The organism is Deefgea salmonis (assembly GCF_020531905.1).
GTDB lineage: Bacteria > Pseudomonadota > Gammaproteobacteria > Burkholderiales > Chitinibacteraceae > Deefgea > Deefgea salmonis.
This window is the reverse complement of sequence record NZ_JAJAWG010000007.1, coordinates 21255-34531: the sequence shown is the minus strand read 5'-3', so window position 1 is coordinate 34531 and position 13277 is coordinate 21255. Positions and strand designations below refer to the sequence as shown.

General features: G+C 48.0%; 12 protein-coding genes. 5 read left to right on the top strand and 7 right to left on the bottom strand.

Annotated features, from left to right (window positions below; genetic code table 11):
• Positions 1-10 precede the first annotated feature (10 nt).
• Both ftsE and ftsY read right to left on the bottom strand, forming a co-directional pair.
• Complete coding sequence (gene ftsE / locus LG219_RS11095; RefSeq protein ID WP_226764561.1) at positions 11-664, bottom strand: cell division ATP-binding protein FtsE; 654 nt, start codon at positions 662-664, stop codon at positions 11-13.
• 207 nt (positions 665-871) lie between these two features.
• A complete protein-coding gene (ftsY, locus tag LG219_RS11090) occupies positions 872-2125 on the bottom strand; it encodes a signal recognition particle-docking protein FtsY (RefSeq protein WP_226764560.1) in 1254 nt (417 codons plus the stop codon).
• A 67-nt stretch (positions 2126-2192) separates the two neighbouring features.
• Here ftsY and rsmD point away from each other — a divergent pair, with 67 nt between their 5' ends.
• The 3 genes from rsmD (at position 2193) to LG219_RS11075 (ending at position 4372) form a co-directional block, all read left to right on the top strand.
• Positions 2193-2747, top strand: coding sequence for a 16S rRNA (guanine(966)-N(2))-methyltransferase RsmD (rsmD, locus tag LG219_RS11085; protein WP_226764559.1), 555 nt, complete (start codon positions 2193-2195; stop codon positions 2745-2747).
• A 106-nt stretch (positions 2748-2853) separates the two neighbouring features.
• Entirely contained in the window at positions 2854-3105 is a 252-nt protein-coding gene (locus tag LG219_RS11080; protein ID WP_173532981.1) for a YfhL family 4Fe-4S dicluster ferredoxin, read from the top strand.
• Positions 3106-3283: 178 nt separating this feature from the next.
• Positions 3284-4372, top strand: a complete 1089-nt coding sequence (locus LG219_RS11075; RefSeq protein WP_226764558.1) for a tetratricopeptide repeat protein — start codon at positions 3284-3286, stop codon at positions 4370-4372.
• A gap of 56 nt (positions 4373-4428) precedes the next feature.
• On the opposite strand, the gene ahcY is transcribed toward LG219_RS11075, so the two are convergent.
• The 3 genes from ahcY to metK all read right to left on the bottom strand — a co-directional run bounded on the left by ahcY (position 4429) and on the right by metK (position 7689).
• Positions 4429-5844, bottom strand: coding sequence for an adenosylhomocysteinase (gene ahcY, locus LG219_RS11070; RefSeq protein WP_226764557.1), 1416 nt, complete (start codon positions 5842-5844; stop codon positions 4429-4431).
• A 193-nt stretch (positions 5845-6037) separates the two neighbouring features.
• Positions 6038-6445: a hypothetical protein gene (locus LG219_RS11065; RefSeq protein ID WP_226764556.1), complete on the bottom strand. Its 408-nt coding sequence runs from the start codon at positions 6443-6445 to the stop codon at positions 6038-6040.
• A gap of 71 nt (positions 6446-6516) precedes the next feature.
• The gene (metK, locus tag LG219_RS11060; protein WP_226764555.1) at positions 6517-7689 is read right to left on the bottom strand and encodes a methionine adenosyltransferase; all 1173 of its coding nucleotides are present in this window, start codon (positions 7687-7689) and stop codon (positions 6517-6519) included.
• Between the two features lie 83 nt (positions 7690-7772).
• Here metK and LG219_RS11055 point away from each other — a divergent pair, with 83 nt between their 5' ends.
• Positions 7773-8648 (top strand): lysophospholipid acyltransferase family protein, encoded by an 876-nt coding sequence (locus tag LG219_RS11055; RefSeq protein WP_226764554.1) that lies wholly within the window; start codon positions 7773-7775, stop codon positions 8646-8648.
• A gap of 128 nt (positions 8649-8776) precedes the next feature.
• Positions 8777-9637: an LpxL/LpxP family acyltransferase gene (locus tag LG219_RS11050; RefSeq protein ID WP_226764553.1), complete on the top strand. Its 861-nt coding sequence runs from the start codon at positions 8777-8779 to the stop codon at positions 9635-9637.
• 22 nt (positions 9638-9659) lie between these two features.
• Here the strand turns inward: LG219_RS11050 and LG219_RS11045 are convergent, their stop codons facing one another.
• Complete coding sequence (locus LG219_RS11045; protein WP_226764552.1) at positions 9660-10295, bottom strand: LysE family translocator; 636 nt, start codon at positions 10293-10295, stop codon at positions 9660-9662.
• A 199-nt stretch (positions 10296-10494) separates the two neighbouring features.
• On the bottom strand, positions 10495-13236 hold the full coding sequence (gene secA / locus LG219_RS11040) for a preprotein translocase subunit SecA (RefSeq protein ID WP_226764551.1): 2742 nt from the start codon (positions 13234-13236) through the stop codon (positions 10495-10497).
• Positions 13237-13277: the final 41 nt, after the last annotated feature.

Here is a 13277-nt window from a genome sequence, read left to right as displayed (position 1 = left end):
TTTGCCGAATTTAAGCGCAAAACTGCCCATGTTTGAGTCGCAAAATACGTCGACCATAATCCATCATCAACGATTCATCGTGCGCCGAAATCAAAATTGTTACCCCGACTTGATGAAACGATTTAAACAATTCCAAAATATCATGCGCATAATCACTATCCAGATTCGCCGTTGGCTCATCAGCCAGCAAAATCGACGGCCGATGCACCACCGCGCGCGCAATACATAAACGCTGCTGTTCACCACCCGATAGCGAAATTGGATTGAGCTTTTCTTTACCCGCCAAACCCACTTTATCCAGCGCTGCCAAGACGCGGCGGCGACCCTCCATGTGATCAAAGCCAATAATATCCAGTGGGAGACGCACATTATCAAACACAGTGCGATCATATAAAATCTTATGATCTTGGAAAATCAGCCCAATATGCCGGCGCACAAATGGCAATGAAGCACGGCTCATCCGCGCTAAATTTTGCCCATTAAGCAGCACCGCACCGCTACTGGGTTTTTCGATCCCGGCCATTAATTTGAGTAAAGTCGATTTACCCGCCCCCGAATGCCCCGCCAAAAACACCAACTCACCATCGGGAACTTCAAAACTTAAATTACGAATGGCATCAAAGCCACCGGGATAGCTTTTACTGACTTGTTGAAATTGAATCATTAGCATCCTTCATTCTCAAAACGAACCACCCAAGCGACTTGTGATCACTGATCCATATCCCACCCATCGCTCGTTCTACAACAAGCAATGGTCTAAATTCATTCAGGGACGAAATTAAAGCGAGCACCTCTGCATCAACGAAATCACAGAGTGTATGGGTATATGCACACCAGGCTTATTCAAAAAAGCCTCTACGCAAATACCCCCTTATTCAAATAAGGCATCGATATAATCTTTTGCCACAAATGGGCGCAAATCATCAATCGATTCACCAATTCCGATAAAGCGCAGTGGCACCGGACGATTTTTGGCAATCGCTGCAATCACGCCGCCTTTGGCCGTGCCATCAAGTTTGGTCAACACCAACCCTGTTAAACCCAAGGCATCATCAAACGATTTGACTTGTGCCAAAGCGTTTTGCCCCGTATTGGCGTCCAGCACCAGCAAAATTTCGTGCGGGCCACTCGGCTCAGCTTTTTGCACCACACGTTTTACTTTTTTGATTTCTTCCATCAAATGCAATTGCGTCGGCAAACGTCCAGCGGTATCAACAATCACCACGTCGATGCCACGTGCTTTGGCGGCGTTGACCGCGTCAAACGCCACTGCGGCGGCATCGCCCGATGCTTGCGCAATCACTTGCACGCCATTGCGCTCGCCCCAAACGACCAATTGCTCACGCGCCGCAGCGCGAAATGTATCCCCGGCAGCCAACAACACCGATAAATTTTGCGATTGAAAATATTTGGCTAACTTACCGATGCTGGTGGTTTTACCTGCACCGTTCACGCCAGCTACCATCAGAATAAATGGCTTGTGGCCCGATACATCCAGCGGGATTTCTAGCGGTTTAATCAAATCAGTCAGACTGAGTTTGAGCGCGTCTTTAAGCTCAGCCGAATCTTTTAAACCACGCAGCGATACCCGCTCTCGAACGTCTTTTAATAAATGCTGAGTCGCATCGACACCCATATCGGCGGTCAACAACACGGTTTCGAGCTCTTCGTAAAGCTCGTCATCAATTTGGCCGCCACCAAAAATACTGGCTAAGCTTTTACCTAATTTATCGCGGGTTTTTGCCAAACCCATTTTTAAGCGTTCAGTCCAAGATAATTTAGGCCGTTCTTGTGGCTGAGCTAAATCGGCTGGCGGTACAAACGCATCGGCATGCGGCACAGGCTCCGCTTCTTGGGTAATCAAGGGTTCAATCGCCGACTCAAGCGGCGCAACGGGTGCGGGCTTAATCTCAATTGCAGCGGCAATTGGCTCAATTGCAGCGGCAATTGGCTCAATTGGCTCAATCGATTCAATGGTTGCGATCGGCTCAACGATAACGGGCGTTTCAGGTAGAGAGACTGGCGTGAGCGGCTCAGTTTCAATCACCGTCACTGGGGTTGCTGGCGCAATTTCTGCGACAATTTGCGCCTCTGGCGGCTTCTTTTTCTTAAAAAAACTAAACATGACGTTGGCGGCTATCCTACAAATCGAGGAAAATGGTTGATTATTTAGATTTTAACGCGGAGCGGCAATGTCAGCACAGCATAAAAATCAGGTTCGTGTGATTGGTGGGCAATATAAAAGCCGAATTTTAAAATTTCCGGACTCATTGGCGCTACGACCGACACCTGATCGGGTTCGTGAAACGCTCTTTAACTGGTTAGGGCAAGATTGCACCGGTATGGTTTGTCTGGATCTTTTTTCCGGCAGTGGCGCGCTCGGTTTTGAAGCGGCTTCACGCTGGGCCAAAAAAGTCGTCATGATCGAAGCCGCAAGACCGGTGGTTGCCGCGCTCAAAAGCAATCAAGCTTTACTCGCAGCCGATCAAATTGAGATTATTTGCAGTACTGCCGAGCATTACCTCAGCCGATGCCAAGAACAGTTTGATCTGGTCTTACTGGATCCTCCATTTGCCAGTACTTTGCTCGATGAAATTTTGCCGCAAATTGCCCAGCATCTTAGCCCTACAGCACGGGTATATATCGAATGCGCCCAATGGCCAGAGCTCAGCGATTGGGAGATTTTGCGCGAAGGCAAAGCCGGCACGGTCAAATATGCATTATTGTGCCGTGCATCAGGCCAATAAGATACTTTTTCCCACTCAAAACACTTAGGGTTGTGACTTAGGCCCGAAAGTGGGAAAATCCCCCACATATCGAATACTTGACTATTTTACTAAGGAATTGTCAATCATGGCACTTATTATTACCGACGAATGCATTAACTGTGATGTTTGTGAACCGGAATGCCCAAATAGCGCCATTTCACAAGGTGAAGAGATTTATGTCATCGACCCTAATCTATGTACCGAGTGCGTTGGTCATTACGATGAGCCACAATGCCAACAAGTTTGCCCAGTTGACTGTATCCCACTCGATCCAGAACACAAAGAAAGCAAAGAAGAACTTCAAGCCAAATATTTGATCATTTCAGGTCAAGCTTAAATAGTAATAATTTCAGATCAGCGGGCTTAGGCCCGCTTTTTATTTGCGATATGATGCGCAAAATTTCAGTGGATCAACCCCTGCAACAAATCAACACATAAGACAATTTTTAATTTTTGCTTAACAACGCATAACCCTGTACTCATGCCGCAGCGGTTTTAGGCCGCAGGAGAACAGAATGGGTTTTTATGATTTACGTGCCGAAATTGAGCAAATGCTACTCATTGCACGTGCTCTGGTATATACCGAACCCGCCGAAACCCTTCGTTTAGCCCAATTCATTAGCTTTCGCGCCCAAAGCATTAACGATGCTCGCGCTGAAACACAAGCAACCTTACTCATTGCCTTGGCTTTTCGCGCGACACCCAGCGTCGCTGAAGGCGTGCGAGAACACATGGCCGAAGTCGCCTGCCAACTTGCACAGCACTATGCCGATGATGAAAGCTGGCTCGCCGCCGTTGATTGCCACGCAGATGTCGCCTATGACATCGCCAACTACGCCAAAGCTATGGATTTATGGTTGCAGCTGTTAAAGCGCTCATTAGCCCAACAATGGCCAGAAGGCATGGCTCGAGCCTATATCGGGTTGGGAAAACTGTTTTTTATTAGTGAAGATTTAGCCAGCAGCCTCGCCACGCACTTAAAAGTAGCACCGCTACTGGCGCAAATTAGCGACAAAAATCTGCATATTTGCCATCACATTAATATTGCCGCCGCCCAATTGCATTTAAACCACGATACGGCAGCCCAATTGGCGCTAGATCGAGCCCAAGCACTGTTATGTGAACTGCCATTTTGTGAATTTGAACCCGAACTGCATTACTATCGCGCCCATTTATTACGCAAAGCTGGCCATCAAGACTTAGCCAAGCGACAGTTAGAGCGAGCACTCGCACTCAGCGCACGCAGTTGTAATCACTGGGGAAAGGTCGTCAATATGATTGCGCTGGGTGAGCTGCATTTAGAACAACAGCAAACGCATGCCAGCCAATATTTTATGCAGCAGGCGCTCGATACCGCGACCGAAATCCCAGCAAAATATCTAGTCCAACTGGCGCATGCCGGATTAGCCAAAAGCTACGCGGCCAGTGGCCAAACCGATTTAGAATTTACGCATTGGCAGCAACACTTTGCCATTTATGAAGAAATAAAAAGCAACAACCAGCGCCAGCAGCTCAGTAGCAGCAAGTTAAGCGATTTGCTGCGACACGTAGAGCAAGAAACCATCCCCAATTCATGCGATAACCAAGCGCATCATCAGCAATAACGGCGATCAAAGCAGGCAAGGCGTGGCTGAGCGCCGCGCCCTCATCAATAAGCGCTTTAATAGCGATAATGCGCTGATTTATACGGTCCTTCTTTGGGCACATTGATATACGCCGCCTGTTCATCGGTTAAAACAGTCAGTTTTGCCCCAATTTTCTTCAGGTGTAAACGCGCTACCATTTCGTCCAAATGCTTGGGCAATACATACACCCCAACCGGATATTGTGCCAGTTTGGTGAACAATTCGATTTGCGCCAAAACTTGATTGGCAAACGAATTACTCATCACAAATGAAGGATGGCCAGTACCACAACCCAAATTCACCAAGCGACCTTCGGCCAATAAGATGATGCGTTTGCCATCCGGAAACACCACATGATCCACTTGTGGCTTGATATTGTCCCATTCGTATTGCCGCAAACTCGCCACTTGAATTTCAGAATCAAAGTGGCCGATATTACAAACAATGGCGTTGTGCCGCATGCGAACTAGATGTTCGTGAGCAATCACGCTGACGTTACCAGTAGTCGTAACGAAAATGTCGGCTTGATCCGCTACGTCATCCAAAGTCACCACGCGATAGCCTTCCATCGCGGCTTGTAGTGCACAAATGGGGTCAATCTCGGTAATCATCACCGTTGCCCCGAGGCCGCGCAGCGACTGCGCGCAACCTTTGCCAACATCGCCATAACCCAGCACCAAGGCCACTTTACCGGCCACCATCACATCCGTCGCGCGCTTGATTGAATCGACCAAAGACTCTCGGCAGCCATACAGATTATCAAATTTGGATTTGGTCACTGAGTCGTTGACATTGATCGCAGGAAAAGCCAATTTCCCTTGCTCATGCATTTGATACAAGCGATGCACGCCGGTGGTGGTTTCTTCAGTAACGCCGCGAATCGCCGCCAAACGCGTTGAATACCAGTTTGGGTCTTGCTTAATTTTTTCTTTAATCGCAGCGTAGAGAACAGTTTCTTCAGCATTATTCGGCTGACTGACAACACTCAAGTCACTTTCGGCACGCGCCCCCAAATGCAATAACAAAGTGGCGTCGCCACCATCATCCAAAATCATATTGGCGTATTGCGGCTGGCCATTAGCGTCGTTAGGCCAATCAAAAATTTCATGGGTAAATTGCCAATATTCACTGAGCGATTCACCTTTAAAAGCAAATACCGGCGTATCGGTGGCCGCAATAGCGGCCGCAGCATGGTCTTGGGTGGAGAAAATATTACAAGACGCCCAGCGGACCTTAGCCCCCAAGGCTTGCAAGGCTTCAATCAAGACGCCAGTTTGGATTGTCATATGCAAGGAGCCCGCAATTCGCGCGCCTTGAAGCGGTTGCTGAGCCCGATATTCATCTCGCACTGCCATTAAACCCGGCATTTCGGTTTCAGCAATGGTGAGCTCTTTACGGCCCCATGCTGCTAACGATAAATCGGCCACTTTAAAATCGGTAAACTGAGTCATTGGTTTTCCTTTTAAAAATAAAAGCAAATCCAAGGTATAGCTATGCAGCCTTTATAAATAAAGATCTACATGACTATACCATCACAATATGTAAAGCTGCAGTAGCCGAAAAACCGACAACTTATCTGCCTAGGCGAATGGGTACACCCAAATAACGCAGGTATGAAGACGAGATGGCAATAGAAATACCAGACTATTTTGCAGCTCTATGTAAGATTTGCAATGCACAATCGCCAGTTTCGCGACTTGCTTTTAGTTCTAGCAGGAATTCAGGAATTTGGATGTCGGGCTCGGTAAAACCGTGCTCAATCATTAGAGGACTATCCACCGCTTGCGCCAGTGCCCAGCAAGCTTGATGGGCAATCCAGCGAGCAGCATCTTGCATTAACAATGCGGGAGCTTCGAGATGATCGGCTTGTAAGCCATGTAATATTAACTCGCCACGCTCGTGGCTTAAGCGAACCAATCCGACATAACTAGCATCGTTTTCAGCCACTACCAATAAATCAGCCAAACTAGGCTCACCCAATCGGGCGGTATCGGCATACGCTTTAACAGCAGCTAACTCAGCAGGACGAACTAAACGCGCAATAACGGTCATCGCTAAACTCCAAGCAAAAAAAGAGGAAGCCGCACTCGCCCCAATGGGTAGAGTGCGAATTCCTCTTTGTATCACTTTAAGCCAGCTGCCGCTTTGAGCTGTTCGACCTTATCAGTACGTTCCCAAGAAAAATCAGGTTCGTCACGGCCAAAATGGCCATACGCCGCAGTGCGGCTATAGATTGGACGCAGCAAATCGAGCATTTTGATAATGCCTTTCGGACGCAAATCAAAGTTTTCTTTGATAATGTCGACGATTTGATCATTTGGAATCACACCGGTATCCCAAGTATCGACCATGATCGACACCGGTTGTGCCACACCAATGGCGTATGACACTTGCACCAAGCATTGCTTAGCAATACCAGCGGCGACGATGTTTTTGGCCACATAGCGCATCGCATAAGCCGCCGAGCGATCCACTTTACTTGGATCTTTACCCGAGAAAGCACCACCACCGTGCGGCGCAGCGCCACCGTAGGTGTCGACAATAATCTTACGACCGGTCAAACCACAATCGCCCATTGGGCCGCCAATCACAAAACGCCCAGTTGGGTTGACCAAGAATTTGGTATTGGCGGTTAGCCATTCTTTTGGCATCACTGGCTTGATGATTTCTTCAATCACCGCTTCGCTCAATTGCGCGTGCGACACATCTGGATGATGTTGCGTCGACAATACGATGGTATCGACTTCTTTCACTTTGCCGGTTTCGCCATCGTAACGCAGCGTCACTTGCGATTTCGCATCCGGGCGCAGCCATGGCAAACGGCCATCTTTACGCAATTCAGCTTGGCGCTGCATCAAACGATGCGCGTAATAAATCGGGGCTGGCATCAATTGTGCAGTTTCATCGCAGGCATAACCAAACATCAAGCCTTGATCGCCAGCACCCATGTCTAAATCAAGGCCTTCGCCTTCATTCACACCTTGGGCAATGTCCGGAGATTGCTTATCGTAGGCCACCAAAACCGCACATGTTTTGTAGTCAAAACCGATGTCCGAATGATCATAACCAATACGCTTAATGGTATCGCGCGCAATTTGGATGTAATCGACATTGGCATGCGTGGTGATTTCACCGGCCAAAACCACTAAACCGGTATTGACTAAAGTCTCTGCCGCAACGCGGGCATATTTGTCTTGGGTGAAAATGGCATCCAAGATTGCATCCGAAATTTGGTCGGCAACTTTATCAGGATGGCCTTCTGAAACAGATTCAGAAGTAAATAAAAAGTCTTTCATTCGTGTATTACCCTCGGTTACATGACCCCAAATGAGCCAATCGCAGCTACAATCAGGCCTTAAATCACAGTTTTCATCGAATTATGCTGCTTACGTTCTGCAAATTATTGGCTAAATTGCCGCTGCCCTTACTGCAAGCGCTGGGTTGGTTGCTCGGCTGGCTGGTCTGGTGGGGCAGTGCCCATCATCGCAAAGTCCTGCGTAGCAACCTCACTCAAAGTGCGATTGCGAAAAATAGTATGGATTATACCCGATTACTTCGCTCAAGTATTCCCGAGCACGGCATCGCGGCCACCGAGCTGTTGGCGCACTGGATGCGGCCGATTCCTGAACTTCTCGCGCTAGTGCACGAAAAAACCGGCTGGGAACACGTCGAAGCGGCACTCAAAACCGAGCGACCGATTATTTTTGTTTCACCGCATTTAGGTGCACTAGAAATGGTTGGGGTATGTGTCGCTGGCTTAATTCCTAAAAAGCTTGCGCCGCTATACCGTCCACCTAAACAAGCTTATCTTGAACCATTGATGATTTACTCGCGCTCGCGTAGTGGTGCCGAACCGGCGCCAGCCAATGCCTCTGGCGTGCGGGTGCTGCTTAAAACCCTTAAGCAAGGGGGTGTGGCCTATTTACTGCCCGATCAAGCGCCGGGTGGCGGTGAAGGCGTTTGGGCGCCTTTTTTTGGTCGCCCTGCCTACACCATGACCTTGTTGTCTAAATTAGTAAAATCGAGCAATGCCATTATTTTGCCGTGTTATGTCGAGCGCCTTGGCATCGGCAAAGGCTATCGTTTACATGTTCAACCGTTTGTTGGCGAGCTCAATGGTGATAATGAGCACGACGCCACCGTCCTCAACCAAAATCTGGAAGACCTGATCCGCCAAGTGCCAGCGCAATATTTCTGGAGTTACAGTCGCTACAAACACCCAGCAGGCGCACCATTACCGCCGGATGCCGCGTAACTTGCAATTGTCTAAATCCATCCTCAAAACGCACCAGCACTGCAGTAATCACCGCACACTGGCAGCGACGAAATGGGATGGAGCGTATTTTTCAGCGCGGCACCATCAACGCGCTGCTCGGAGTCAGTATGAAACTTAAACTCACCATCGCCCTACTTTGGTTGCTGCATTTATTGCCATTTCGCGTAATGCAATGGATTGCGATTCCATTGGGATCGCTACTCTTTTTCGTCGTCAGTGGTCGCCGCAAAGTCGGGCTGACCAATTTGCGTTTATGCTTTCCAGAATGGACAGAAAATCAGCGCCGCGCCGTACTGCGCCAACATTTTATTCAAATGACTAGCACATTACTGGGCTACAGTATCTTGCTACACGGCAGTAAAAACAGGCTACGCAGACTGATACATATCGAAGGCTTTGAAAACTTCACCGCAGTTCAAGATCGACCGATCATTATGTTAGTCCCGCATTTTTTAGGACTCGATTTTGGTGGCATGGGTTTTATCATGGATCATCAAGGCAGTAGTATGTACGCCGAGCAGCGCGGTGTATTTCATGAAATCAGCCTGAAAATCCGCTCGCGCTACAATAATCCACAACTGATTAAACGCAGCGCCGGCATCCGCTCGATTGTTCGCACTTTAAAATCAAAACTGCCGTTTTATTATCTGCCCGACCAAGATATGGGGCCGCAGCAATCGATTTTCGCGCCGTTCTTTGGCATCCCTACCGCCACCTTGCCAATGCTCGGTAAACTCGCCGAAATGACTGATGCCGCTGTCGTGCCGGTTATCACCACCATCGCCAAAGGCCATGTCGTTTCGCGCTACTACCCAGCTTGGGAGAACTTCCCGAGCGGCGATATGCTCGCCGACACCACGCGAATGAATCAATTTATCGAAGACATCGCCCGCGAACACCCTAGCCAGTATTATTGGCTACACCGGCGCTTTAAAACGCGGCCCGAGGGCGAGGCGAGTTTTTATTAAGCGATACCGCCAACAAAATACCTCAACGATCCACCAAGGCCAATTTAATCCCAAATGAAATAAAGAGCGCACCGATGAGTCGATTTAACCATTGACTCACTGCGCGACTCGCTTGCAAACGCTGGCTGGCCATGGCGGAAGTCACGGCAAGTAAATGACACCACAGCATGCCATTTAAATTAAAAATACAACCCAAAATAATAAAGGCGAGGGCTTTATTTTCCGCTTGCGGGCTAATAAATTGCGGCACAAAAGCCAAAAAGAAAATCGCGACTTTAGGGTTAAATAAATTAGTCAAAAATCCCTGCACATAAATACGCCGTAATGATAAAGGCGCTAAACTCTCCTCAGCAACCGGTGTAACCGCCGCAGTTTTACTCAGCAATAAACCAACACCGATATACAATAAATAAATCGCACCGATATATTTCACAATTGAAAATGCAGTGGCCGAAGTCGCTAAAATCGCAGATAAACCTAAAGCCGCCGCAATAATATGCACCAGCGTACCGCTCCCGATGCCCAATGCGGCAGCCGATCCCGCGCGCCAGCCTTGCGCCGCACTGCGCGTTACAATTAATAATGAATCTGGTCCCGGTGCCATATTGAGCAATAAACCCGAAATTATAAACAAGCCTAAATCATGAACCCCAAACATTCATTTACCTCAGTCTATTTTAAATCCAAGATCAACACTGCAACTATGCAATACAAATAGCGTTCTATTAAAAACGACCACCTCGACAAGGTCAATTTTTATTTCTAATCACGATTATTCAATCCAATTAAAATACAAATACAAATTTTTAGCGCAAAAAAAATCCCGCGATGAACGCGGGATTTTTTAAATCGATGGCTTAAGCTAATTGGCCATGACAATATTTGTATTTCTTACCTGAACCACATGGGCAAGGATCATTACGGCCAACGCCTGAGAATTGGATTTTTACCCCACTGTCCTCTTGCATCGCCGCCATTAAAGCTTCGCGAATTTGTTCTTCGTCGCCACTGGCCAAGATTTCTTCTAAAGCTTCGTGCGAAAACTGCATCGCTGATTCTGGCACTTCATGCTGTTGCACTTCTGGCACATCTTCTGGGCCACGAATTTGCACCGTCATAATCACTTTCAACACATTGCGCTTAATTGAATCGAGCAAGCTAGAGAACAATTCAAATGCTTCACGCTTGTATTCTTGCTTCGGATTTTTTTGTGCGTAACCACGCAGATGAATCCCTTGACGCAAATGATCCAGCGCTGACAAATGATCGCGCCATTGCTGATCAACGTGCTGCAACAACACCGAACGTTCAAAATGACGGAAGTTGGTTTCACCCGCTTGCTCAACTTTACTATCGTAAGCGGTTTTTGCTGCGGCCAATACGCGCGTTTTCATCTCATCAATGGTCAAGGTGGTTTCATTGGCCACCCAACCGGCGATATCCGCTTCGATTTGCATTTCAGCCAAGGCCGCTTGCAAACCAGCCGCATCCCACAATTCATCCATCGAGTTCGGTGGAATATATTGATCAAACATATCGGCAATCGCGCTATCACGCATCGCGTTAATCGTCGCTGAGACTTCTTCGCTTTCTAGAATTTCATTCCGTTGGCCATAAATAGCTTTACGCTGCTCGTTAGATACATCATCGTATTCCAGCAATTGTTTACGCATATCGAAGTTACGGCCTTCGACTTTACGCTGCGCAGATTCAATGGCGCGTGACACCATGCCCGCTTCAATCGGCTCGCCTTCTGGCATTTTGAGCTTATCCATCACGTAGGCAACGCGATCACCGGCAAAAATACGCAATAGCGTGTCTTCGAGCGACAAGTAAAAACGACTTGAGCCTGGATCACCTTGACGACCAGAACGACCGCGCAATTGATTGTCGATACGACGTGAATCATGGCGCTCGGTACCGATGATGTGCAAACCACCCGCTGCCAGCACGGCATCGTGTTTAATTTGCCATTCGGCTTTCAGAGCAGCAATTTGCGCGGCTTTGGCTGTGGCATCGAGTGACTCATCGTGCTCGATTTCTTTGATTTCACGCTCAATACTACCGCCGAGCACAATATCAGTACCACGACCGGCCATATTGGTGGCAATCGTTACTTGGCCAGCGCTACCGGCTTGCGCGACAATTTGCGCTTCTTTGGCGTGATGTTTAGCATTCAGCACATTATGGGTAATGCCATCGGCCGTCAAAATACCCGAGAGTAATTCTGATTGCTCAATCGACGTAGTACCCACCAACGTTGGCTGACCGCGCTCGGCGCAGCCTTTAATATCTGTGATAATCGCTTTGTATTTTTCATTCGCGGTTTTAAACACTTGATCTTGTCGATCATCGCGCAGCATCGGTTTATTGGTTGGAATAATGACGGTTTCCAAACCATAAATTTGCTGGAATTCATATGCTTCAGTATCGGCGGTACCGGTCATACCCGATAATTTGGCGTACATACGGAAGTAATTTTGTAAGGTAATGGTGGCCAGAGTTTGGTTTTCTTGCTGAATCTCAGCGCCTTCTTTGGCTTCAACGGCTTGATGCAAGCCTTCTGACCAACGACGACCCGACATCAAACGGCCAGTATGTTCGTCAACGATAATTACATCGCCATCCATCACCACATAGTGCTGATCTTTCACAAACAAGGTATGTGCGCGCAATGCGGCATTCAAATGATGAATTAAATTAATATTGGCCGCGCCATACAAGCTTTCGCCAACCGGCAATAAGCCCATTTCACCCAAGATGGCTTCGACTTTTTCATGGCCAGATTCAGACAACATCACTGAATGGGCTTTTTCATCAACCCAATAATCGCCTTCGCCGTCTTCAACTGTTTGCGCGACCAATTGCGCTGGAATGCCATTCATTGCCAAATACAAATCAGTATTGTCGTCAGCAGGGCCCGAGATAATCAACGGTGTACGTGCTTCGTCGATCAAAATCGAATCCACTTCATCGACAATGGCAAAGTTCAAACCACGCTGTACCCGCTCCGCCGGTGTAAACACCATATTGTCGCGCAGATAATCAAAACCAAATTCGTTATTGGTGCCGTAAGTGATGTCGGATTCGTAAGCGGCTTTTTTGTCTTCATGCGCCATTTGGCCCAAATTAACGCCACACGACATGCCTAAGAATTCAAACAGCTTCGCCATCGTATCGCGGTCACGCTTGGCCAAATAATCATTCACGGTAATCACGTGAACGCCTTTGCCCGACAATGCATTTAAATACGCGGCCAACGTGGCGACCAGCGTTTTACCTTCACCGGTACGCATTTCGGAAATCTTGCCCTGATGCTGAACCAAGCCACCAATTAACTGAACATCAAAATGACGTAAACCTAAACTGCGCTTCGCACCTTCTCGGCACACCGCAAAAGCTTCGGGCAGAATTTGATCTAAGGTTTCGCCTTTTGCCAAACGCGCCTTAAATTCATCCGTTTTTGCGCGCAGCGCCTCATCCGACAAAGCCACCATCTGCGGCTCAAGCGCATTAATCTGCTTTACGATGACACCGTATTGTTTGAGCAAACGGTCGTTACGGCTTCCGAAAACTTTTTTAAGCAGGGTTGAAATCATCTTGTGCTACCAGCGTTTGGTCTTTTGCAGACTTTAGTTAT

Bases quoted from the DNA above. Each gene is read 5' to 3' on its own strand.
- ftsE (WP_226764561.1), bottom strand. From the start codon at position 664: ATGATTCAATTTCAACAAGTCAGTAAAAGCTATCCCGGTGGCTTTGAT.
- ftsY (WP_226764560.1), bottom strand. From the start codon at position 2,125: ATGTTTAGTTTTTTTAAGAAAAAGAAGCCGCCAGAGGCGCAAATTGTC.
- rsmD (WP_226764559.1), top strand. From the start codon at position 2,193: ATGTCAGCACAGCATAAAAATCAGGTTCGTGTGATTGGTGGGCAATAT.
- LG219_RS11080 (WP_173532981.1), top strand. From the start codon at position 2,854: ATGGCACTTATTATTACCGACGAATGCATTAACTGTGATGTTTGTGAA.
- LG219_RS11075 (WP_226764558.1), top strand. From the start codon at position 3,284: ATGGGTTTTTATGATTTACGTGCCGAAATTGAGCAAATGCTACTCATT.
- ahcY (WP_226764557.1), bottom strand. From the start codon at position 5,844: ATGACTCAGTTTACCGATTTTAAAGTGGCCGATTTATCGTTAGCAGCA.
- LG219_RS11065 (WP_226764556.1), bottom strand. From the start codon at position 6,445: ATGACCGTTATTGCGCGTTTAGTTCGTCCTGCTGAGTTAGCTGCTGTT.
- metK (WP_226764555.1), bottom strand. From the start codon at position 7,689: ATGAAAGACTTTTTATTTACTTCTGAATCTGTTTCAGAAGGCCATCCT.
- LG219_RS11055 (WP_226764554.1), top strand. From the start codon at position 7,773: ATGCTGCTTACGTTCTGCAAATTATTGGCTAAATTGCCGCTGCCCTTA.
- LG219_RS11050 (WP_226764553.1), top strand. From the start codon at position 8,777: ATGAAACTTAAACTCACCATCGCCCTACTTTGGTTGCTGCATTTATTG.
- LG219_RS11045 (WP_226764552.1), bottom strand. From the start codon at position 10,295: ATGTTTGGGGTTCATGATTTAGGCTTGTTTATAATTTCGGGTTTATTG.
- secA (WP_226764551.1), bottom strand. From the start codon at position 13,236: ATGATTTCAACCCTGCTTAAAAAAGTTTTCGGAAGCCGTAACGACCGT.